The following is a 21,442-nucleotide window of genomic DNA, read 5'->3' on the forward strand; positions in this document are numbered from 1 at the left end:
ATCACGGTCCTTGGCTCAGAGGATAATCCGGGCACAGCAATGCAAAAAGGGTAGATGCATCACATGTGAAGGCACCGCGAAGGGCCGCGGTACAGCCAGTCTAATGAAGGGCTTCCCGCTGTCTAGCCTTGCAAAGCTTTATTCTTCCGAGGAAGCACTATCGGTTTCGCAGGCCACACCCGCTTCGCCCAGCAATCTGTCGGCCGCGCCCCTGTGCAGCCCCGCCGCCGCGGGGTCACCGAGCCGGTCCAGGGTGTCCGCGAGCCGCAGCTCCAGCGCCGCCTGCAGCCGTACGTCCTTGGCCCGCCGCGCCCACTCCACCGCCTCCCGGCAGGTGCGCAGCGACTCCTGCGGGCGGCCCGCGTACTCCTGGACGCGGGCCATCTCGCTGAGCGCCCGCGCCTGGGCCGTGAGGTCGCCCAGCCTGCGGTGGCCCGCCGCGGCGGCGCGCCAGTTCCGCAGCGCCTCGCCGTACCGCCCGGCGTAGGTGTGGACGGTGCCGAGGCGCCCGTACAGGCGCGCCGCCTCGGCGGGCTCGCTCTGGGTGAGGCGCTGGGCGAGCGCCCGTCCGTACCAGTCGGAGGCCCGGTGGTAGTCGCCCAGCTCCGCGTAGGCGCCGCCCACCGACTCCATGGCCCGCCCGGTGGCGTACGGGTCCTTCGCGGCCCGCCCGGCGTCCAGCGCGTCCCGGTAGCGGGCCAGCGCCTCGCGGGTGCGGCCGGTCCCGGCGTCCAGGTCGGCCAGGTTGAGCAGGGCCGCCGCCCGCTCGCGGGGCAGGTCGCGGCGCTCGGCGACGGCCAGCACGAGGCCGTGCAGGGCGTACAGGTCGGGGGCGGCGGCGTCGGTGCCCTCGTGCGCGGCGAGCGCCCGCACCAGCGCGGCGACCAGGCGGCGGGCCAGCGTGTCGAGATCCCCGTCCTCGACGGCGATCCGGGCGGAGGCGAGCAGGGCGGGCCTGCGGGCGCGCAGCCAGGCGGCGGCGGTCTCCGGGTCCGGGAAGCGCAGGGTGCGCGGGAGGCCGGCCAGCTTGCGGCGGGACGGCGAGCCCTCGGGGTCCGTGACGGCGCGGCAGGACTGGAGGAGGCGCACGGTGCGCTCCAGCATCCTGGCCCGGGCGAGCTGGATCTCGGCGGGGCGGTCCCGGTCCTCCAGGAGCGCCCGCAGCAGCCCGGCGAGGCATCCCGGCACCTCGTACTGCGGTTCGTCCGTGCCCTCGCGGCGCAGCAGGCCGAGGGTCACGAAGTCGTCCAGGGTGGTCCGGGCCGCCGAGACGGAGCACCCGGCCAGCGCGGAGGCGGTGTGGGCGTCGGCGAGACCGCCGGGGGCGAGGGAGAGCAGTCGCAGTATCCGGGCGGGGGTGGCCGGGAGCGAGTCGTGGACGAGGCGGAAGGCGCGGGTCAGCGGGCGCGTCCCGGCGGGCAGTTCGGGGTCGTCCGGCAGCGCGCGCAGCCGCCGTCCGGCGTCGGCCACGGAGGCGGTCGGGCGGGCGGCGAGCCAGCCGCCGATGAGGACCAGGGCGGCCGGCTGCCCGCCGCACTCCTCGGCCACGGTCTGGGCGGTCAGCGGGTCGACGGTGATCCTGACCTGGCCGGTGGCGCGGCCGAGGAGCTGGACGGCGGAGCCCGTGTCCAGGCCGCCGATGGTGCAGGGCCGGACGCCGGGGATGCCGGTGAGCGGGCCCTCGGAGGTGGCGACGACGAGGCAGTCCGGGTTGTCGGGGAGGAGCGGGTCGACCTGTTCGGCGTCCGCGGCGTCGTCCAGGAGGAGCAGGACCCGGCGGACGGCCAGGGCCTCGCGGACCATTTCGCTCAGCTCGTCGGCGTCGGCGCCGGGCGGCCCGGTCAGGCCGAGCCCGCCGAGGAGGTCGCGGGCGGCGCGCTCCGGGGGGACGGGGCCGCCCCCGGTCTCGGCGAGCCGGACGCGGAGCACCCCGTCGGGGTAGTCGCCGGTTTCGAGGAGCCGGCGGGCGAGTTCGGAGGCGAGCGCGGTGCGGCCGGAGCCGGGTCGTCCGGCGATCAGGAGGACCCGGGCGCGGGCGCTGCGGCGGCCCGCCATGGTGTCGAGTCCGGCGCGCTCGATGTCGTCGCGCAGTTCCTTCAACTCGCGTTCGCGGCCGAAGAATCGGGCCGGTTCCGGCGCGGGCGGCTCCTCGGTCCCCGCTGCCTCGGCCGGGCCGCTGGTGTCCACCGCCTGATCCGTCACGGGCCACGCTCCACTTCGCTGACGCGTCGCCCTGCGGGACTCCGGTCAGGGCATTCGAAGCGTAGTTCAGGCGGATGGCCGGAGCGGGGGGAGCGCGACCCGGGCATCCCCCGATCGGATCAGCATTTTTTACGATCGGGGGGTGCGCGGGAGTGACCGTACGAGGGGCCTCATCGTCCGCCGGGCACGGTTTCAGACGATCCGTCAGGCCTCGAAGGGGCGGGCCGGCCAGGGTGCGTCGGCGGGGCGCAGCGCGTCGACGCCGTCGCCCGCGAGGGCCGCCGTGAGCGCGAGCACGCCCACGACCAGGCAGCTGTTGTGCAGCTCACCGGCGAGCACCTGGCGCACGAGGTCCTGGAGCGGCACCCGGGCCAGCTCCATGTCGGCCTCCTCCTCGGAGACCTCGAAGCGCTCGCCCTCCGCCTCGGAGACGTCCCGGGCGAGGAAGACGCGTACGGCCTCGTCGGAGCCGCCGGGCGAGGTGTAGATGTCGGCGAGCACCCGCCAGTCCTCGGCCTTGACGTACGCCTCCTCGTACAGCTCGCGCTGCGCGGCGTGCAGCGGGTTCTCGCCGGGCACGTCGAGCAGCCCGGCGGGGATCTCCCACAGCTTGTGGCGGACGGGGTGGCGGTACTGGCGCAGGACCAGGACGCGGCCCTCGTCGTCCAGCGCGAGCACGGCGACCGAGCCGGGGTGCACCTGGTAGTCGCGGTGCGCGACCGTACCGTCGGGCATCTCGACGTCGTCGGAGCGGACGCTGGTCTTCTTCCCCCGGAACGGGGTCGCGCTCTCGGTGACGCGCCATTCCTCGGGCGTGTCCTGGAAACCCATCTGCGTCCTCCCACGAAAAACGGTGACCGGGGCCCGCGTCCCTGTTCGGACGCGCGCCCCGGTCAACCGTAACGCCTGCGGAGGTACCGCCTACTTGCCCTGCTCGCCTGCGGCGGCGCCCGTCTTGCGGGCGACGGCCGCCTTCACCAGACCGGCGAAGAGCGGGTGCGGGCGGGTCGGCCGGGAGCGCAGCTCCGGGTGCGCCTGGGTGGCGACGAGGTACGGGTGGACCTCGCGCGGGTACTCGACGTACTCGACCAGCTTGTTGTCCGGCGAGGTGCCCGAGAAGACCAGGCCGGCCTTCTTCTCCAGCTCGGCGCGGTAGGCGTTGTTGACCTCGTAGCGGTGGCGGTGGCGCTCCTCCACGTACGGCTGGTCGTCGTAGGCCTCGCGGACCAGCGACCCCTCGGCGAGCTTCGCCGGGTACAGGCCGAGCCGCATGGTGCCGCCCAGGTCACCGGCGCCCTCGACGTACGCGAGCTGCTCCTCCATGGTCGAGATGACCGGGTGCGAGGTCGCGGCGTCGAACTCGGTGGAGTTGGCGTCGGGGATCTCGGCGAGGTTGCGGGCCGCCTCGATCACGATGCACTGAAGGCCCAGGCAGAGGCCGAGCAGCGGCACCTTGTTCTCGCGGGCGTACTGGATCGCGCCGACCTTGCCGACCACGCCGCGCTCGCCGAAGCCGCCGGGGATGCAGATCGCGTCGATGCCGGCGAGGGCCTTCTGCGCACCGGCCGGGGTCTTGCAGTCGTCGGAGGCGACCCACTCGACCTTGACCCGGGCCTTGTTGGCGAAGCCGCCGGCCCGGATGGCCTCGGTGACCGAGAGGTAGGCGTCGGGCAGGTCGATGTACTTGCCGACCAGGGCGACGGTGACCTCGTGGTCGGGGTTGTGGACACGGTCCAGCAGGTCGTCCCAGGTGGTCCAGTCGACGTCGCGGAACGGCAGGTCGAGCTTGCGCACGACGTAGGCGTCCAGGCCCTCGGTGTGCAGCACCTTGGGGATGTCGTAGATCGACTTGGCGTCCACGCAGGCGACCACGGCGGCCTCGTCCACGTCGCACATCAGCGAGATCTTGCGCTTGATGGCGGTCGGCACGTCGCGGTCGGCGCGCAGCACGATCGCGTCCGGCTGGATACCGATGTTCCGCAGGGCGGCCACGGAGTGCTGGGTGGGCTTGGTCTTCAGCTCGCCGGAGGGGCCGATGTAGGGCAGCAGCGAGATGTGCACGACGAAGACGTTGTCCCGGCCGACCTCGTGGCGGACCTGGCGCACGGTCTCCAGGAACGGCAGTGACTCGATGTCACCGACGGTGCCGCCGACCTCGGTGATGACCACGTCGACGTCGTCGGTGGCCATGCGCCGGATGCGGTGCTTGATCTCGTTGGTGATGTGCGGGATGACCTGCACGGTGTCGCCCAGGTACTCGCCGCGCCGCTCCTTGGCGATGACCTGCGAGTAGACCTGGCCGGTGGTGACGTTGGCCGAGCCGTCGAGGTCGACGTCGAGGAAGCGCTCGTAGTGGCCGATGTCGAGGTCCGTCTCCGCACCGTCGTTGGTCACGAAGACCTCGCCGTGCTGGAACGGGTTCATCGTGCCGGGGTCGACGTTCAGGTACGGGTCGAGCTTCTGCATGGTGACCCGGAGGCCGCGCGCCTTGAGCAGGGCACCGAGGCTGGAGGCAGTCAGACCCTTGCCGAGGGAAGAGGCGACACCCCCGGTGACGAAGATGTGCTTGGTCGTCGTGGATGTGGGCTGCATAGCCAAAGGGGGCTCCCGTGGTCGCGATCTTGAGGTGCGTACCGGCTTGCCGTCCGGAGATTCCGGAGATGCCGTCGCTGCGGTTCGGGGGCCTCGTCTGCTCTCGCCGACGACCACCGGTCCACGGGCTACCAGGGTATCAGCGACAGGGGGAGACTGCTTCCGGCCACCGGCCCACAAGCGCGGCGCAAGCCGCATATGCCACTCGCACCCCACTAGATCGGACCACTCCGGTTGGCAAGAGGGTCGCGCGGATCACCCGGCTGCGTCGTATCCTGCTCGGACACTCGCTCGGGCGAGGCCGGAAGTTCGCAGGTCCCCCCACTACAACCCCTTGCGACAACCTCTTGACCCGCAGTAAGCGCCCCACGGGGCGACATGGCCGTTCGACTGGAGATGCACGTGGCCGGGCGCATCGAGGATTACGCACTTATCGGAGACATGCAGACCGCTGCCCTGGTCTGCCGGGACGGCACAGCCGACTGGCTTTGCCTCCCCCGCTTCGATTCACACGCCATTTTCGCGGGCCTTCTGGGCACCGAGGAACACGGCTTCTGGCGACTGGGGCCGGCCCGCCCCGAGGGCGCGGAGCCGCCCGCCGCCGACCGCCGCCGCTACCGCGGGGACTCCCTCATCCTCGAATCGGAGTGGGACACGCCGCGCGGCACGGTCAGAGTGACCGACTTCATGCCGCCGCGTGACGGCGCACCTCAGCTGATCCGGATCGTGGAGGGCGTCAGCGGCCGGGTGCCGATGCGCTCGGAGCTGCGCATGCGGTTCAGCTACGGCCGCGTCACCCCCTGGGTGCACAAGGTGGACTCACGTACGGTCGCCGTCGCGGGCCCGGACTCGGTGTGGCTGGACACGCCCGTCGACACCTACGGCGAGAACCTGACGACGTACTCCGACTTCACCGTCTCCCCCGGTGACCGGATCGCGTTCACCATCAGCTGGCAGCCCTCGCACCACGAGCCGCCCGCGCTCCCGGACCCGGACGGCTCGCTGGAGGCGACCGCGGACTTCTGGCGCGAGTGGGTCGAGCAGTGCACGTACCACGGCCCCTACCGCGAGGCCGTGGTCCGCTCGCTGATCACGCTGAAGGCCCTGACGTACGCCCCGACCGGCGGCATCGTCGCCGCGCCGACCACCTCGCTGCCCGAGGACATCGGCGGCTCCCGGAACTGGGACTACCGCTACACCTGGCTGCGCGACGCCGCGATCACCCTCTCCTCGCTGCTGCGCACCGGCTACCGCGAGGAGGCCCGCGCCTGGCGCGAGTGGCTGCTGCGCGCGGTGGCCGGCGACCCGGAGAACCTGCAGATCATGTACGGGATCGCGGGCGAGCGGGAGCTGGGCGAGGCGGAGCTGGAGTGGCTGCCGGGCTACGAGGGCTCCGCCCCGGTCCGCGTCGGCAACGGCGCCGCGGGCCAGCTCCAGCTGGACGTGTACGGCGAGGTCACCGAGGCGCTGCACCTGGCGCACATGACGGGCCTGGCCCGCAACGACTACGCCACCGGGCTCCAGCTCAAGCTGATCGAGTACCTGGAGAAGCACTGGAACGAGCCGGACGAGGGCATCTGGGAGGTGCGCGGGCCGCGCCGCCACTTCGTGCACTCCAAGGTGATGGCCTGGGTCGCGGTCGACCGGACCATCAAGCTCATCGAGTCCGGCGACGCGGAGGGCCCGGTCGAGCGGCTGCACGAGCTGCGCGACGAGATCCACCGCGACGTCTGCGAGCGGGGCTACGACCCCGAGCGCAACACCTTCACCCAGTCGTACGGGTCGAAGGAGCTGGACGCCTCCCTCCTGCTGATCCCGCAGATGGGCTTCCTGCCGCCCGACGACAAGCGGGTCATCGGCACCATCGAGGCGATCCAGCGGGAGCTGTCCACGGAGGACGGCTTCGTCCTGCGCTACCCGACCGCGGGCGACGACGCGGGCGTGGACGGCCTGGAGGGCGACGAGGGCGCGTTCCTGGCCTGCTCGTTCTGGCTGGCGGACGACCTCGCGATGATCGGCCGGGTGGACGAGGCGCGGCGGCTGTTCGAGCGGCTGCTGTCCCTCCGCAACGACCTGGGCCTGCTGGCCGAGGAGTGGGACGCCCGGCTCCAGCGCCAGGTGGGCAACTTCCCGCAGGCGTTCAGCCACGTGCCGCTGATCGACACGGCCCTGCGCCTGACGGCGAGCGGGGCGTACGTGGGCTGACGGACCCGGTCCGCGACCTCTCCGCCCGGCTGCCGGACTCCGGCAGCCGGGCGGAGCCGTATCAGCGCGTCCTACGGGCCGGTCACGACGGGCCGGTCCAGCGGGTCCGCCGAGTGCACCGGGTCCGCCGGGTCCGCCTGGGGCAGGCCCCACTCGCTCCACGATCCGTCGTACACGGTCAGGTCCCGGTATCCGGCCAGCTCGGCCCCCAGCGCGAGGACGCAGGCGGTCACCCCGGACCCGCAGCTGAAGAACAGCCGCTCGCGGTCACCGGCCGCCCCGGCGAACGCGGCGCGCAGCTCGTCGGGCGCCCGCATCCGACCCTCGTCCTGGAGCCGTCCGAACGGCAGGCTGACGGCCCCCGGCATATGGCCGCCGCGCAGCCCGGCCCGCGGCTCGGCCTCCGTGCCCTCGAACCGCCCCCGGGTCCTGGCGTCGAGCACCACCGCCTCCGGGTCGGCCAGCGCCTCCGCCACCTCGCCGGCGCCGACGAGGAGCCCGGGCCGGGGCCGGGCCGTGAAGTCCCCGCGCCCGGCGGCCGGTTCGGGCGCGCCCTCGGTGGCGGGCAGCCCGGCGGCGGTCCAGGCGGGCAGGCCCCCGTCGAGGACGGCGGCCCGGTCGAAGCCCATGGTCCGGAGCATCCACCGGGCCCGGGCGCTGGAGTAGATCCCGGCCGCGTCGTACACGATCACGGTGTCCGTGTCGTTCAGGCCGAGCGCCCGCATCTCCTCGGTGAACCGGGCGGCGTCCGGCATGGTGTGGGGCACCGGCGCCGTGTGGTCGGAGAGCGCGCCGTCGATGTCGAAGACCCCGGCCCCCGGAATCCGCGTCCCGCTCCCCCGGTGCGCGCCGACCGACGCGTCGAAGACCCGCAGCCCGGGGGCGCCGAGGCGCGCGGCGAGCCAGTCCACGGAGACGAGGGGGCCGGGCAACGCGCTCTCGTCCCCGTACGCCTGCGTGCCCTCGTCCATACGTCCTCCCCAGCTGCCCGGTCCGAATTTTCCAAGATCGCAGCCGGTCGGAAGGCTGTCAACGGACCCCTCAGCGGGCCAGTTCGTCGTAGACCGCGAGCACCTGGGCCACCGTGTCGTCCTCGGTCGGCCAACTCGCCGCCTGCCGCAGGCCCTCGGCGGCCAGCCGGTCCCGCTCGGCGGGGTCCCCGAGCAGCCGGGCCACCTCGGCGGCCAGCGCCTCGCCGTTCGCGTACGGCACGAGGACGGCGGCGTCCCCCACGAGTTCGGGCGTGCCGCCGACCGCCGTGGCGACCAGGGGCACCCCGGCCCGCAGCGCCTGCTGGGCGGAGGTCGAGCGGGACTCCCAGCGGCTGGGCAGGACGGCGACGTCGGCGGCGGCCAGGACGGCGGCGGCGTCGGACCGGTCGCCGAGCAGTTCGACGGGCAGGCCCTCGGCCGTGATCCGCCGCCGCAGGGCCGCCCGTTCCCGCCCCTCGCCGACGACGGCCACCAGCGGTACGGGGTCGAGCAGGCGCCAAACGGCCGCCGCGTCGAGCAGGGTGTCGTAGCCGTGGTGCGGGACGAGCGTGCCGAGCGCGACGATCAACGGGCGCTCCACCGCGCCCAGTTCGGCGCGGACCTTGGCGGCGGGCGGCCCGGCCGGGCGCGGCGTCCTGGGGGCGGCGACGGGCGCGAGCCGGGCGTCGCGGGCGCCCCGGGCGCGCGCCCGGTCGACCAGGTCGGACGAGGTGGCGAGCACGACGGCCGCCGCGCGCACGGCCCTTCGCTCCAGGAGGTGCAGCAGCCGGCGGCGGGCCCCTTCGGCGTGGGACCGGGTGTGCCAGGTGACGACCAGGGGGACGGGCCGGCGGCCGATCGCCAGGGCGGCCCGTACGGCGGCGTGCAGTCCGTGCGCGTGGACGACGTCCGCGTCGGCGCAGGCGGCGCGCAGGGCCGCGACGGCCGCCGGGTCGCTGCGCCGGGGCACCGGCGCGAAGTGGGCGCCGGTGGCGGCGAAGTCGTGGATGCGGTCCAGCGCGGCCGGCGCGCAGACGGTGACCCGCACGCCCCGGGCGACCAGCCCGGCGGCCAGCGAACCGGCGTGCGTGCTGCTGCCGGCACTGCCGCCGCCGACTACCTGGACCGTGCGCAGCTGTGACACGTCGATGTGCTCCCGGGGCTCCCGAGTCGGGGGTACGAACACCGCCAAGGATGCCAGTCCGTACGCACGTTCCGGCACGACGGAACCGTAACTCCGGGGCTCACCACGACAAATCGGACGGCCGACACCACCCGCACGGGTGAAAGTCTGTACGGCACCACGACACCCGTACGGCCGGGGCGCGCGGACGCGCCCCGGCCGTCACGGCTATCCGTCGGCGCGGGCCGTGGCGAGCAGTTCCTCGGCGTGGGCGCGGGCCGTCTCGGAGTCCTCCTGGCCCGCGAGCATCCGGGACAGCTCCCGCACCCGGTCCTCGCCCTCCAGGACGGTGACCCCGCTGCTGGTCACCGAGCCATCCACGGTCTTCTCGACCAGCAGCTGCCGATCCGCGAACGCGGCCACCTGCGGCAGGTGCGTGACGACGACGACCTGGGCGGACTTCGCCAGCTTCGCGAGCCGCCGCCCGACCTCGACGGCCGCCTTGCCACCGACGCCCGCGTCGACCTCGTCGAAGAGGTACGTGGGCACGGGGTCGGAGCCCGCGAAGACCACCTCGACCGCGAGCATCACCCGGGACAGCTCACCGCCCGAGGCGCCCTTGGCGATGGGCCGGGGCTGGGCGCCGGGGTGCGGGGCGAGGAGCAGTTCGACCTCGTCGGCGCCGGACGGGCCGTAGGCCACGTTGCGGCCGCCGATCTCGATGCCGGACGCCTCGTCCGCCGCGTCGGTCTGCCGGATGTCGAAGGACACCCGGGCGTGCGGCATGGCCAGGGACGCCAGCTCCTCGGTCACCGCCTCCGCGAAGGACGCGGCGGCGGCCGTCCGGGCGTCGGTCAACGCCTGCCCGAGGCCGGAGAGTTCGGCGCGCAGGGCGTCCCGCTCGGCGGTCAGCTCCCCGATCCGGTCGTCGTCGCCCTCCAGCTCGGTGAGCCGGTCCGCGCCCTCCTGCGCCCAGGCGAGTACGGCAGTGATGTCCTCGCCGTACTTGCGGGTGAGGGCGGTGAGCGCGGCGCGCCGCTCCTCGACGGCGGCGAGCCGCAGCGGGTCGGCGTCGAGCTGGTCCGCGTAACCGGACAGTTCGCCGGAGACGTCCGCGAGCAGGATGAAGATCTCGCCGACCCGGTCCGCGAGCGAGGCGAGCGCCGGGTCGTGCGAGCGCACCCCGTCGAGGGCCTGCCGGGCGGCGGCCACCACGGTCGTGGCGTCCAGGGCCTCCGGGTCCTCCGGGTTGCCGGCCAGCGCGGTGTGCGCGAGGGCGGCGGCGGAGGCGAGCGCGTCGGCGTGGCCGAGCCGCTGGGCCTCGGCGGCCAGCTCGGTGTCCTCCCCGGGCAGGGGTTCGACGGCGGCGATCTCGTTAAGGCCGAAGCGCAGGAGGTCGGCCTCCTGGGCGCGTTCGCGGGCGCGCGTCGTCAGCTCGTCCAGCTCCGCCGCGACGTCCCGCAGCCGCCGGTGGGCCGCCGCGTACTTGGCGAGCGGCACGGCGACGCCGTCGCCCGCGTACCGGTCGAGGGCCTGGCGCTGCCGGGCGGGTTTGAGCAGGCCCTGCTGGTCGGTCTGGCCGTGCACGGCGACGAGTTCGTCGGCCAGCTCGGACAGCACGCCCACGGGCACGGATCTGCCGCCGAGGTGCGCCCGGGAGCGCCCTTCGGCGGAGACGGTGCGGCTGATGAGCAGCGCCCCGTCCTCGATCTCGGCCCCGGCCTCCTCGGCGCGCAGCGCCACCGCGTCGCCGTCGGCCACCGTGATCCGGCCCTCGACGACCGCGGCCTTGGCGCCGATCCGCACCAGGGCGGGGTCGGCGCGCCCGCCGAGCAGCAGCCCCAGGCTGGTGACGACCATGGTCTTGCCGGCGCCGGTCTCACCCGTCACCGCGGTGAAACCGGGTGACAGCTCCACCACCGCGTCGTCGATGACCCCGAGCGACCGTATCCGCATCTCCTCCAACACGCACATGACCATACGAGGTTTCCCCGCCCGCGTGCACACGGGTGGGGTCAGTGGGGCGCGCCCCGCCACCCCGAGACGGGCAGCGCGAACTTGGCGACGAGGCGGTCCGTGAACGACGCCCGGTGCAGCCGGGCCAGCCGGACGGGCACGGCACCGCGCCGCACCTCGACCCGTGCCCCGGAGGGCAGCTCGACGGTCCTGCGCCCGTCGCACCACAGCACCCCGTGCGGGGTGTGCGGCTGGACCTCGACGGCGAGCACCGACGTGGGCGAGGTCACGAGCGGCTTGGCGAACAGGGCGTGGGCGCTGATCGGGACCATCAGCAGCGCCTCGACCTCCGGCCACACGACGGGCCCGCCGGCCGAGAAGGCGTACGCGGTCGAGCCGGTGGGCGTCGCGCACACGATGCCGTCGCAGCCGAACCCGGTCACCGGGCGGCCGTCGATCTCCAGGACGACTTCGAGCATCCGCTCGGGCGACACCTTCTGCACGGCCGCCTCGTTGAGCGCCCAGTCGGTGTGGACGACGTCCCCGTTGCTGTGCACCAGGACGTCGATCGTCATGCGCTCCTCGACCGTGTACGCCCGGGTGACGACCCGGTCGACCACCTGGTCGAGGTCGTCGCGCTCGGCCTCGGCGAGGAAGCCGACCCGGCCGAGGTTGACGCCGAGCATGGGCACGCCGGAGGCGCGGGAGAGTTCGGCGCCGCGCAGCAGCGTCCCGTCGCCGCCGAGGACGATCAGCAGCTCGCAGCCGTTGAGCACCTCGGGCGTCGCATCGGTGACGGTCTCGACGGACGGGGGCAGCGGCAGGTCGGCCGCCTCGGTGGCGAGGACCCGCACCCCCAGGCCGTTGCGCAGCAGCCCCTGCACGACGAGTTCCGCGCTGCGGATCGCGGCCGGGCGGCCGGTGTGCGCGAGAAGGAAGACTGTTCGTGCCTCATACGTCGTCAACGGGGCCCCTCCGCCACTGCACGGTCGACATCAGCGGGATCCAGTTCCGGTGCTCCGGCCCGCAGCCACAGAAAGTACTCGACGTTCCCCGAGGGCCCCGGCAGCGGGCTCGCGGTCACGCCCCGCACCCCCAGGCCCAGCGCCCACGCCCGGCGCGCCACCTCCCGTACCGCCTCGGCGCGCAGTTCGGGGCTGCGCACCACCCCGCCGCTGCCGAGCCGTTCCTTGCCGACCTCGAACTGCGGCTTGACCATGAGCACCAGGTCGGCGCCGGGGGCCGTGCAGCGGAACAGGGCCGGCATCACGAGCCCGAGCGGGATGAACGACAGGTCGCCGACCACCAGGTCGACCGGCTCGCCGTCGATGGCCTCCAGGGTCAGTTCCCGGACGTTGGTGCGGTCCTTGACGACGACGCGCCCGTCGGACTGGAGCGACCAGGCGAGCTGCCCGTAGCCGACGTCCACGGCGACGACCTGCGCGGCGCCCGCGCGCAGCAGCACATCGGTGAACCCGCCGGTCGAGGCGCCCGCGTCCAGCGCCCGGCGGCCCTCGACCTCAAGGCCGAGCGGGACGAAGGCGGCGAGAGCGCCGGCCAGCTTGTGGCCGCCGCGCGAGACGTAGTCGGGGTCGCTGTCGTCCTTGGTGACCACGAGGGCGGCGCTGGTCTCGACCTGGGTGGCCGATTTGGTCGCGGTGTTGCCGCCGACGGTCACCCGGCCCGCCGCGATCAGCTGTCCGGCGTGCTCGCGCGACCGGGCCAGTTTGCGGCGTACCAGCTCGGCATCGAGACGGCGACGGGCGACTCCTGCCACGTTCGGTTCAGCTCCTGTGGTTGTACGGGGGCACCGGTACGGGAGGTCCCGGTGCGGGGGCGGGCCCGGCGTCCAGCGCGCTCAGCGCGTCGCGCAGGCCCCGGTGTACATCCTCGTACACCTCGGTGTGTCCGTCCGCCGCGAGGTGGTCGGCGTCGGCCAGCCGCTCAAGGAGACCGTCCACCTCGGCGCTGCCGGTGGGCGTCCGTACGACACCGAGGGGCGCCGGCCCCGCGGGCTCGGCGGGCTCCGGCGGGGCGTCCGTCTCGGGCTCGGGCATCGGGTCGCTCATGCGGAAACGCTACCGCGAAGCGCTGGGGTAACGTCGATCATGATGGCGACCATGGCGGAGTGCCGCAGCGCACTCGACAGACTTTCCGACAACCTCGCGGGGGCCGACGGCGACGTGCGCCGCGCCGCCGACCTGGACCGCTCGCTGAGCTGCCACATCCGGGACCTGGACATCACGTTCACCGGCCGCCTCTCCGGCGGCCGCATCCGGGTCCTGGACACGCTGGAGGGCCCACCCCGCGAAAAGGCCGAGATCCGCCTCGCGATGACCGGCGACGACCTGGTCGCCATGGTCGACGGCGACCTGAACTTCGCGAAGGCGTGGGTCTCCGGCCGAGTCCGCCTGGAGGCGGGCTTCAGGGACCTGCTCAAACTCAAATCACTGCTCTAGCGGCACACTCAAGCCAGTCCGGCGATTGAGGACGTCTTTGAGCTGAGCAGGCGAGCCCACACCGGCCAAAATCAAGCCCGTCCGACGCTTGAGGACGTCTTTTCGAAGGCCCCGCGCGCCCCGCGCGCACGCGCAGCAGGTACGACAAGCGGCGTCCCCGTCTCCGGATCCGGAATCACCTGACACCGCAGCCCGAACACCCGCTCCACCAGCTCCGCGGTGACGATCTCCCCCGGCGCCCCCTCCGCGACGATCTCCCCACCGCGCATCGCGATCAGATGCGTGGCGTACCGCGCCGCGTGGTTCAGGTCGTGCAGGACGGCCACCAGCGTCCGGCCCTGCGTCTCGTGCAGCTCGGCGCACAGGTCCAGCACATCGATCTGGTGCTGGATGTCGAGGTACGTCGTCGGCTCGTCCAGGAGCAGCAGCGGCGTCTGCTGGGCGAGGACCATCGCGATCCAGACCCGCTGACGCTGACCGCCGGACAATTCGTCGACATAGCGATCGGCCAGCTCGCCGACGCCCGTCGCCTCCATCGACTCCTGGACGACCCGCTCGTCCTCCGGCGACCACTGCCGCAGCAGCCCCTGGTGCGGGTACCGCCCCCGCGCCACGAGGTCCGCGACCGTGATGCCCTCGGGCGCGATGGAGGACTGCGGCAGCAGGCCCAGCGTCTTGGCGACCTTCTTCGCGGGCAGCCCGTGGATCGACTGGCCGTCGAGGAGCACCTGGCCCCGGCTCGGCTTCAGCATCCGGGAGAGCGCCCGCAGCAGCGTCGACTTGCCGCAGGCGTTGGGGCCGACGATCACGGTGAACGACTGGTCGGGTATCTCGACCGAAAGGTTCTCCGCGATGACCCGCTGGTCGTAGCCGAGGGTCACCGAGTCCGCGGTGAGGCGCTGCATGGTCGTACTCCGGGGGTCGGACGGTCGGCTGTCGGACGGTTGAAGAGGGGCGGCGGCGGTACGGGGTCTCATATGCGCCCCGCCTTGCGCTCGGTCACCAGCAGCCACACGAGATAGCAGCCGCCTAGCACCCCGGTGACCACACCCACCGGCAGCTGGCGGTCGCCGAACGCGTCGAGCGCGATCCAGTCGGCGCCGAGCAGGAGCGCCGCCCCCATGAAGGTCGCGGCCACCAGGTTCGGTCCGGTGGACCGGGTCAGCCGGCGCGCCAGCTGCGGGGCGCTCAGCGAGACGAAGGCGATCGGCCCGGCGGCGGCCGTGGCGACGGCGACGAGCAGCACGGCGGCGCCCATGAGGAGGAGGCGGGTGCGTTCCACCCGTACCCCGAGCGCGTACGCCGCGTCGTCGCCCATCTCCATGACGCGCAGGGCCGGCCCATGCCCGTACACCAGCGGGAGCAGCACGGCGCAGACGACCAGCAGCGGCCAGACCTGCGCCCAGTCGCGCCCGTCGAGCGAGCCGGTCATCCAGACGACGGCGCGCGTCGCGTCGACCAGGTTCGCCTTGGTGATCAGGTACTGCGTCGCGGCGGTCAGCATGGCCGCCGCCCCGATCCCCACCAGGACCAGCCGGAAGCCGTGCACGCCGCGCTTCCACGCCAGCAGGTAGACGGCGAGACCGGTCAGCAGGCCGCCGACGACCGCCCCGGCCGCGACCTCCTTCGCGTCGCCCTGGAAGAGGACGATCACGGTGAGGGCGCCGACCGTGGCGCCCTGCCCGAAGCCGAGCACGTCGGGGCTGCCGAGCGGGTTGCGGGAGATGGTCTGGAAGACGGCGCCCCCGGCACCGAGCGCCCCGCCGACGAGGAGTCCGACGAGCACCCGGGGCAGCCGCAGGTCGGTGACGATGAACTCCTGCTGGAAGGTGCCGTGGCCGAAGAGCGTGGTCAGGACCTCCCCGGGCGTCATCGAGAAGTCGCCGCTGCCGATGAGGACGACCGCGGCGCCCGCCGCCACGAGGGCCAGGAGCAGGACGACCAGGGCCGCCCGCACGTTCATCCGGAACGAGTAACCGCCGGCCGTCCGCACGGCCCGTACCGGACGGACGGCGCGCGCCGTCCCCTTCGTGGTCGTGGCCTTCACAGCTGGGACATCCTCTTGCGTCGTACGAGGTAGATGAAGACGGGCCCGCCGATGAGCGCGGTGACGATGCCGACCTGGAGCTCCGAGGGGCGGGCGATGACCCGGCCGACCACGTCCGCGCCGAGCAGCAGCACCGGGGAGAGCACCGCCGCGTACGGCAGGATCCACCGCAGGTCGGGACCGGTGAGGGTGCGCACCAGGTGCGGGATCATCAGCCCGATGAAGACGATCGGCCCGCACGCGGCGGTCGCCGCCCCGCAGAGCAGCGTCACCGCGAGCATCGCGAGCACCCGGGTCCGGGTCAGGTTCGCGCCCAGCGACCTGGCCGTGTCGTCGCCCATCTCCAGGGCGTTGAGCGGGCGCGCGATGAACACGGTCAGCAGGACGCCCGCCGCGATGAACGGCCACACCTTGCCGACGGTCTCCGTGTTCGCGGAGGCCAGCGAGCCGACCGTCCAGAACCGCAGCCGGTCCAGCGCCGCCGAGTCCAGCAGCTGTACGGCGTTGACGTATCCGTACAGCGCGGCGGTGACGGCCGTCCCGGCGAGCGCGAGCCGCACCGGCGTGGAGGAGCGGCTTCCGCCGAGGAAGTACACGGCCACCGACACGATCGCGGCGCCCGCGAAGGCGAACCACACATAGCCGGTCAGCGAGGTCACGCCGAAGAAGCTGATGGCGGAGACGACGGAGGCCGAGGCCCCCGCGTTGACACCGAGGATGCCCGGCTCGGCCAGCGGGTTGCGGGTCAGCGCCTGCATGACCGCCCCGGCGAGCCCGAGCGCGGCGCCCACGAGGAGCCCCAGCACCGTGCGGGGGACCCGGACCTGCCGTACGAGGACGTCGTCGCCGCTGCCCGCGTAGTGGAACAGGCCGTGCCACACGTCGGAGAGCGGCAGCGCCTTGGCGCCGATCCCGATGGACGCGAGGCACACGAGGACGAGGACGGCCACGGCCACCAGGAGCCCCGCCGCTCTCGCCGCATGACGTCTGCGGGGAGCGGCGGCCTTGTCCGGCGCGGCTATCGGGCCGGAACTGGAATCCGGGGGGCTTTCAACCAACACCCGGTTAGGTTAGCCTACCCAGCCTCCGGGACCCCGAGCTCGTCCTCACAGCCCTAGCCGGGCCATGGCCTTGTCCGCGTCCAGGTCACAGGCCCCGTCCCCGGCGTGCGACCAGGCCGCCGCGCACAGCGCCCGCAGCCCGTCGAGCGCCTCGCCGTCGCCCTCCAGCACGAGCGCGCCGCCCCCGGCGGAGGCCGTCCAGCCGCCGCAGCGGAATCCCCCGCCGTCCTCCGTCACCTCGGGCTGTCCGGTGAGCAGCCCGCGCAGGTCCGCGTCGATGTACGTCGGCCGGTGCTCGGGGACCGCGGTCACCAGCTGGGCCGCGTCGGTCACCCCGGTGAGCACGAGCAGCGAGTCGACGCCGCCGTTGAACGCCCCCTCGATGTCGGTGTCGAGCCGGTCGCCGACCACCAGCGGCCGTTCGGCGCCGGTGCGCAGCACGGTCTCGCGGTGCATCGGCGGAAGCGGCTTCCCGGCGACCTGCGGCTCGGCGCCGGTGGCGATCCGGACGACCTCGACGGCCGCCCCGTTGCCCGGCGCGATCCCGCGCGCGCCCGGGATCGTCAGGTCGGTGTTGGACGCGAACCACGGCAGCCCGCGGTTGATCGCGTACGAGGCCTCGGCGAACCGGCCCCACGCCAGGTCCGGGCCGCCGTATCCCTGGACCACCGCGACCGGGTCGTCGTCGGCCGACTCGACGGGTTCGAGGCCGCGTTCCCGCATCGCGACGCGCAGTCCCTCGCCGCCGATGACCAGGACCCGGGCCCCGGCGGGCAGCTGGTCGGCCATCAGCCGGGCCACCGCCTGCGCCGAGGTGATCACGTCGGCGGGCTCGGCCGGGACGCCCAGCTCGGTGAGGTGTTCGGCCACGGCGGCCGGGGTGCGCAGCGCGTTGTTGGTGACGTACGCCAGGTGCATCCCGCCGTCGCGGGCGGTGCCGAGCGCCTCGACGGCGTGGTCGATCGCCTGCCCGCCCGCGTACACGACACCGTCGAGGTCGAGCAGCGCCGTGTCGTACGCCTCACTCAGCGCGGTGCTGCTGCCGCTCGGCCTGGTCCTGCTCGTCCCGCTCATGTTCCGCGCTCCTCTTCGACTGCTTCTCCCCCGATCATCGCGCATCCGTACAGCCCACATACGATGCGTGGATGAACACACGAGGCACGACGGACCAGGGACTGCGTCTGCTTCCGTTCCGCGGCCTGCGGTACGTCCCCGAGCGGGTCGGCAGCCTCGCCGCGGTGACCTCTCCCCCGTACGACGTGGTCGTACGGCCCGACGGGCTGCACCACCTGGAGTCGGCGGACCCGCACAACATCGTCCGGCTGATCCTGCCGCAGGCCGGCACGGTCGCCGCCCGCAACGCCCGGGCCGCCGCCACCCTGAACGACTGGCTCGCGGAGGGCGTCCTCGCCCCGGACCCCGAGCCCGCCCTGTACGTGTACGAGCAGCGCGACGACGAGATCCTGCAACGGGGCGTCATCGGCGCCCTCGCCCTGTCGGAGCCGTCCGAGGGCGTGGTGCTTCCGCACGAGGACGTCATGGCGCATGTGGTCGAGGACCGGGCCGACCTGATGCGGGCCACCGCCGCCCATCTGGAACCGCTGCTGCTGACGTACCGGGGCGACGAGGACTCGGCGACGGGGGCGACCGCGGTGGTCGAGCGGACCGTCGCGCGCGAGCCGCTGTTCCGCACGACCACGGAGGACGGCTTCTGCCACCGGCTGTGGGCGGTCACCGATCCCGCCGAACGCGCGGAGATCCAGGCGGACCTGGCCCGGCACCAGGCGCTCATCGCGGACGGCCACCACCGCTGGGCCACCTATCTCAGGCTCCGGCGGGAGCACACGGACCCGGGCCCCTGGGACTACGGCCTCGTGCTGCTGGTGGACACCGCCCGCTACCCGCTCCGGGTCCGCGCCATCCACCGCCTGCTGCACGGACTGCCGGTCGCGGACGCGCTGGCCGCGCTGACCGGCCTGTTCCGGATACGGGAGGTGGCGGGGCCGCTTCCGGACGCGATGGAGGCCCTGGCCGGGGCGGCCGCCGAGGGCAACGCCTTCCTGCTCGCGGGCGACGGGGGCTTCCATCTGGTCGACCGCCCGGACGGGGCGCTGCTGGCCCGCACGGTCCCGGCGGACCGCCCGGCCGGCTGGCGCACCCTGGACGCGACGGTCCTGCACTCGGCGCTGCTCGACCGGGTGTGGCGCATCCCGGACGACCCGGCGCACATCGCGTACATCCACGACACCGCCGCTGCGGTGGAGCAGGCCGAGCGAAACGGTTCGACGGCGGTGCTGATGCATCCGGTACGCGAGGAGCTCGTCCGGGACCTGGCCCGCCAGGGTGTCACCATGCCCCGCAAGTCGACGTCCTTCGGCCCGAAGCCGGCGACGGGCCTGGTCCTGCGCAGCCTGAACCTGGGCTGAACGCGCAAGAGGGCGGCACCCGTGGCCGGGTGCCGCCCTCTTCTCATGCGTTACGCCTGGGACTCGCCGTCCTCGTCGGCGTCGTCCCGGTCCGCGTCGGCGGCGACGGGCTCGGCCTCGTCGTCGTCCAGGGCGTCCACGAACTCGACGCCGTCCAGCTCGGCGAGGCGGTCGGACGCGTCGGTGGCGCCGTCCTTGTCGGCCTCCAGCGCCTTGCCGAACCACTCGCGCGCCTCGTCCTCGCGGCCCGCTTCGAGCAGCGCGTCGGCGTACGCGTAGCGCAGGCGCGGGGTCCACGGGTGGACGGCGTTCGAGGCGAGCTCGGGGCTCTGGAGCGTGACGATGGCGGCGTCGAGCTGCCCCATGTCCCGCCGGGCGCCGGCGGCCACGAGACGCATCTCGACCTGGCCGGCCTTGTCCAGCTTCTGCACCTCGGGCTCACCGGCCATCGCCATGGCCTTTTCGGGCCGCCCGAGACCGCGCTCGCAGTCGGCCATGACCGGCCACAGCTCTACGGACCCGGTCATCCGCCGGGCCGCCCGGAACTCCGCCAGGGCCTCCGCGTACTTCTGGGTCGCGTAGGCGGCGAACCCGGCGGCCTCACGGACGGCGGCGACGCGCGAGGCGAGCCGGAGGGCGATGCGCGCGTACGCGTACGCCTCCTCGGGGTCCTCGTCGATGAGCCGGGCCACCATGACCAGGTTCCGCGCGACGTCCTCGGCCAGCGTCTTGGGCAGGCTCAGCAGCTCCTGGCGGACGTCCTGGTCGATCTCGTGACCGGTGACGTCGTCCGGGATGGGCAGCCGCTTGATGGGCTCGCGGTCACGGTCGCGGTCGTCCCGGCGCTCGTAACCGCCCTGGCGGCCGCCCCGGTCGTCGCGGCCGCGGTAGCCGCCCCGGTCGTCGCGACGGTCGTCCCGCTGGCCGCGGTAGCCGCCGCCCCGGTTGTCGTCGCGGCGGGGGCCACGGTCGCGGTCCCGGTCCCGGTCATCGCGGCGGAACCCGCCACCGGCCGGACGGCTGTCGTCACGACGGGGGCCGCGGGGGCGGTCGTCGCGACGGTCGTCACGCCGGTCATCGCGCCGGTCGTAGCCGCCGGGGCGGCCACTGCGGTCGTCGTCACGGCGGGGGCCGCGGTCGCGGTCCCGGTCGCGGTCATCGCGGCGGAAGCCGCCACGGTCGTCGTCACGGCGGGGGGCGCGGTCGCGGTCCCGGTCCCGGTCATCGCGGCGGAACCCGCCGCCGCGGTTGTCGTAGCCGCCACCGCGGTCGTCGCGACGGAAGCCACCACCGGACGGGCGGTCGTCACGGCGGAAGCCGCCGCCACGGTTGTCGTCGTCCCGACGGGGGCCACGAGGCCGGTCATCACGACGGTCGTCCCGGCGGTCATCGCGGCGGTCGAAACCACCCGGCCGGCCACCACGGTCGTCATCACGACGCGGGGCACGGTCATCGCGGCGGAAGCCACCACCGCGGTTGTCACGGTCGTCACGGCGGAACCCACCACCGGAGTTGCCACCCCGGTCGTCGCGGCGGAAGCCGCCACGGTCGTCTTCACGGCGGGGGGCACGGTCGTCACGACGGAAGCCGCCACCGGACGGGCGGTCATCGCGGCGGAAGCCGCCGCCACGGCTGTCGTCGTCCCGACGGGGGCCACGAGGCCGGTCATCACGACGGTCGTCACGACGATCGTCACGGCGGTCGAAACCACCCGGCCGGCCACCCCGGTCGTCATCACGACGCGGGGCACGGTCGTCACGGCGGAACCCGCCGCCGCGGTTGTCGTAGCCGCCGCCACGGTCATCACGACGGAACCCACCACCAGTGGAACCGCCCCGGTCGTCACGGCGGAACCCACCGCCGGAGGGACGGTCGTCACGGCGCGGTCCACGATCCCGGTCGCGGTCACGGTCGTCGCGTCGGAAGCCGCCCCCGGAGGGGCGGTCGTCCCGGCGCGGAGCGCGCGAGCGGTCGTCGCGACCGCCGCCGAAGCCGCCCCGGTCACCGCCGTCCCGGCGACGCGGCTCGCGCTCCGAACGATCGTCGGGAGAGTTGGTGGACATGGGTGGAGCTCCTGTCATCGGGGTACTACAGACATTCTTGCGCAGCCGGACACCCGACGCGCTTCGGGCAAAACAAAAAAGGACCCTTGGTCCCAGCGCTGAACGCTGGGACCAAGGGTCCTTCAAAAATTGTTCGGCGGCGTCCTACTCTCCCACAGGGTCCCCCCTGCAGTACCATCGGCGCTGAAAGGCTTAGCTTCCGGGTTCGGAATGTAACCGGGCGTTTCCCTAACGCAATGACCACCGAAACACTATCGGCCACTCCCCCACAAGGCGGAGTATCGGCACTTAGCGAACAAGCACACTTTTCAATTTAATGAATGACGCTGTTCAACCA

General features: G+C 73.5%; 17 protein-coding genes, 1 rRNA gene and 1 pseudogene. 3 read left to right on the forward strand and 16 right to left on the reverse strand.

From position 1 onward, the window contains the following. Positions 1 to 138: 138 nt before the first annotated feature. From OHS17_RS06925 to OHS17_RS06935, 3 genes are all read right to left on the reverse strand, one after another. Complete coding sequence (locus OHS17_RS06925) at positions 139 to 2,202, reverse strand: tetratricopeptide repeat protein (protein WP_330311460.1); 2,064 nt, start codon at positions 2,200 to 2,202, stop codon at positions 139 to 141. 204 nt (positions 2,203 to 2,406) lie between these two features. Then, entirely contained in the window at positions 2,407 to 3,033 is a 627-nt protein-coding gene (locus tag OHS17_RS06930) for an NUDIX hydrolase (protein WP_330311461.1), read from the reverse strand. Between the two features lie 90 nt (positions 3,034 to 3,123). Beyond that, entirely contained in the window at positions 3,124 to 4,794 is a 1,671-nt protein-coding gene (locus tag OHS17_RS06935) for a CTP synthase (protein WP_161211022.1), read from the reverse strand. Between the two features lie 402 nt (positions 4,795 to 5,196). Between OHS17_RS06935 and OHS17_RS06940 the strand changes: the two genes are divergently transcribed. After that, the gene (locus tag OHS17_RS06940) at positions 5,197 to 6,999 is read left to right on the forward strand and encodes a glycoside hydrolase family 15 protein (RefSeq protein ID WP_026171587.1); all 1,803 of its coding nucleotides are present in this window, start codon (positions 5,197 to 5,199) and stop codon (positions 6,997 to 6,999) included. Positions 7,000 to 7,070: 71 nt separating this feature from the next. On the opposite strand, the gene OHS17_RS06945 is transcribed toward OHS17_RS06940, so the two are convergent. The 6 genes from OHS17_RS06945 to OHS17_RS06970 all read right to left on the reverse strand — a co-directional run bounded on the left by OHS17_RS06945 (position 7,071) and on the right by OHS17_RS06970 (position 13,106). After that, a complete protein-coding gene (locus OHS17_RS06945; protein WP_330311462.1) occupies positions 7,071 to 7,970 on the reverse strand; it encodes a sulfurtransferase in 900 nt (299 codons plus the stop codon). Between the two features lie 70 nt (positions 7,971 to 8,040). Beyond that, positions 8,041 to 9,114 carry a glycosyltransferase family 4 protein gene (locus OHS17_RS06950; protein ID WP_330311463.1) on the reverse strand — a complete coding sequence of 358 codons (1,074 nt, stop codon included), beginning with the start codon at positions 9,112 to 9,114 and terminating at the stop codon, positions 8,041 to 8,043. A 207-nt stretch (positions 9,115 to 9,321) separates the two neighbouring features. Next, on the reverse strand, positions 9,322 to 11,067 hold the full coding sequence (recN, locus tag OHS17_RS06955) for a DNA repair protein RecN (protein ID WP_330311464.1): 1,746 nt from the start codon (positions 11,065 to 11,067) through the stop codon (positions 9,322 to 9,324). A 41-nt stretch (positions 11,068 to 11,108) separates the two neighbouring features. Further along, on the reverse strand, positions 11,109 to 12,014 hold the full coding sequence (locus tag OHS17_RS06960) for an NAD kinase (protein WP_330311465.1): 906 nt from the start codon (positions 12,012 to 12,014) through the stop codon (positions 11,109 to 11,111). After that, positions 12,011 to 12,826, reverse strand: a complete 816-nt coding sequence (locus OHS17_RS06965) for a TlyA family RNA methyltransferase (RefSeq protein ID WP_330311466.1) — start codon at positions 12,824 to 12,826, stop codon at positions 12,011 to 12,013. The genes OHS17_RS06960 and OHS17_RS06965 overlap by 4 nt, the downstream gene beginning before the upstream one ends. Positions 12,827 to 12,833: 7 nt before the next feature. Beyond that, on the reverse strand, positions 12,834 to 13,106 hold the full coding sequence (locus OHS17_RS06970; protein ID WP_330315175.1) for a hypothetical protein: 273 nt from the start codon (positions 13,104 to 13,106) through the stop codon (positions 12,834 to 12,836). A gap of 54 nt (positions 13,107 to 13,160) precedes the next feature. Here OHS17_RS06970 and OHS17_RS06975 point away from each other — a divergent pair, with 54 nt between their 5' ends. Next, positions 13,161 to 13,508 carry an SCP2 sterol-binding domain-containing protein gene (locus tag OHS17_RS06975; protein WP_330315176.1) on the forward strand — a complete coding sequence of 116 codons (348 nt, stop codon included), beginning with the start codon at positions 13,161 to 13,163 and terminating at the stop codon, positions 13,506 to 13,508. A gap of 71 nt (positions 13,509 to 13,579) precedes the next feature. Here OHS17_RS06975 and OHS17_RS06980 read toward each other — a convergent pair whose 3' ends face one another. The 4 genes from OHS17_RS06980 to OHS17_RS06995 form a co-directional block, all read right to left on the reverse strand. Next, positions 13,580 to 14,413 (reverse strand): ABC transporter ATP-binding protein, encoded by an 834-nt coding sequence (locus OHS17_RS06980; RefSeq protein ID WP_330311467.1) that lies wholly within the window; start codon positions 14,411 to 14,413, stop codon positions 13,580 to 13,582. A 68-nt stretch (positions 14,414 to 14,481) separates the two neighbouring features. Next, the gene (locus tag OHS17_RS06985; RefSeq protein ID WP_330311468.1) at positions 14,482 to 15,555 is read right to left on the reverse strand and encodes a FecCD family ABC transporter permease; all 1,074 of its coding nucleotides are present in this window, start codon (positions 15,553 to 15,555) and stop codon (positions 14,482 to 14,484) included. Next, positions 15,552 to 16,511: a FecCD family ABC transporter permease gene (locus tag OHS17_RS06990; RefSeq protein ID WP_330315177.1), complete on the reverse strand. Its 960-nt coding sequence runs from the start codon at positions 16,509 to 16,511 to the stop codon at positions 15,552 to 15,554. Before OHS17_RS06990 ends, OHS17_RS06985 begins: the two co-directional genes overlap by 4 nt. 150 nt (positions 16,512 to 16,661) lie before the next feature. Continuing rightward, positions 16,662 to 17,690, reverse strand: coding sequence for an HAD-IIA family hydrolase (locus OHS17_RS06995; protein ID WP_330311469.1), 1,029 nt, complete (start codon positions 17,688 to 17,690; stop codon positions 16,662 to 16,664). A 71-nt stretch (positions 17,691 to 17,761) separates the two neighbouring features. Here OHS17_RS06995 and OHS17_RS07000 point away from each other — a divergent pair, with 71 nt between their 5' ends. Then, entirely contained in the window at positions 17,762 to 19,042 is a 1,281-nt protein-coding gene (locus tag OHS17_RS07000; RefSeq protein ID WP_330311470.1) for a DUF1015 domain-containing protein, read from the forward strand. Positions 19,043 to 19,092: 50 nt separating this feature from the next. Here OHS17_RS07000 and OHS17_RS07005 read toward each other — a convergent pair whose 3' ends face one another. The 3 genes and pseudogenes from OHS17_RS07005 to rrf all read right to left on the reverse strand — a co-directional run bounded on the left by OHS17_RS07005 (position 19,093) and on the right by rrf (position 21,353). After that, positions 19,093 to 19,785 (reverse strand): tetratricopeptide repeat protein, encoded by a 693-nt coding sequence (locus tag OHS17_RS07005; RefSeq protein ID WP_199780888.1) that lies wholly within the window; start codon positions 19,783 to 19,785, stop codon positions 19,093 to 19,095. 522 nt (positions 19,786 to 20,307) lie between these two features. Then, positions 20,308 to 20,853: pseudogene (locus tag OHS17_RS07010) on the reverse strand (tetratricopeptide repeat protein); the annotation flags it as partial. 383 nt (positions 20,854 to 21,236) lie between these two features. Continuing rightward, positions 21,237 to 21,353: ribosomal RNA gene (rrf, locus tag OHS17_RS07015) — 5S ribosomal RNA — on the reverse strand. Positions 21,354 to 21,442 lie beyond the last annotated feature (89 nt).

Source organism: Streptomyces sp. NBC_00523 (assembly GCF_036346615.1).
In the GTDB taxonomy this organism is placed as follows: Bacteria; Actinomycetota; Actinomycetes; order Streptomycetales; family Streptomycetaceae; genus Streptomyces.

What these genes read in the sequence shown, in the direction of transcription:
- OHS17_RS06945 (WP_330311462.1), bottom strand. Translation starts at nt 7,970, where the DNA reads ATGGACGAGGGCACGCAGGCGTACGGGGACGAGAGCGCGTTGCCCGGC.
- OHS17_RS06975 (WP_330315176.1), top strand. Translation starts at nt 13,161, where the DNA reads ATGGCGACCATGGCGGAGTGCCGCAGCGCACTCGACAGACTTTCCGAC.
- recN (WP_330311464.1), bottom strand. Translation starts at nt 11,067, where the DNA reads ATGTGCGTGTTGGAGGAGATGCGGATACGGTCGCTCGGGGTCATCGAC.
- OHS17_RS06930 (WP_330311461.1), bottom strand. Translation starts at nt 3,033, where the DNA reads ATGGGTTTCCAGGACACGCCCGAGGAATGGCGCGTCACCGAGAGCGCG.
- OHS17_RS06995 (WP_330311469.1), bottom strand. Translation starts at nt 17,690, where the DNA reads ATGAGCGGGACGAGCAGGACCAGGCCGAGCGGCAGCAGCACCGCGCTG.
- OHS17_RS06980 (WP_330311467.1), bottom strand. Translation starts at nt 14,413, where the DNA reads ATGCAGCGCCTCACCGCGGACTCGGTGACCCTCGGCTACGACCAGCGG.
- OHS17_RS06970 (WP_330315175.1), bottom strand. Translation starts at nt 13,106, where the DNA reads ATGCCCGAGCCCGAGACGGACGCCCCGCCGGAGCCCGCCGAGCCCGCG.
- OHS17_RS07000 (WP_330311470.1), top strand. Translation starts at nt 17,762, where the DNA reads ATGAACACACGAGGCACGACGGACCAGGGACTGCGTCTGCTTCCGTTC.
- OHS17_RS06935 (WP_161211022.1), bottom strand. Translation starts at nt 4,794, where the DNA reads ATGCAGCCCACATCCACGACGACCAAGCACATCTTCGTCACCGGGGGT.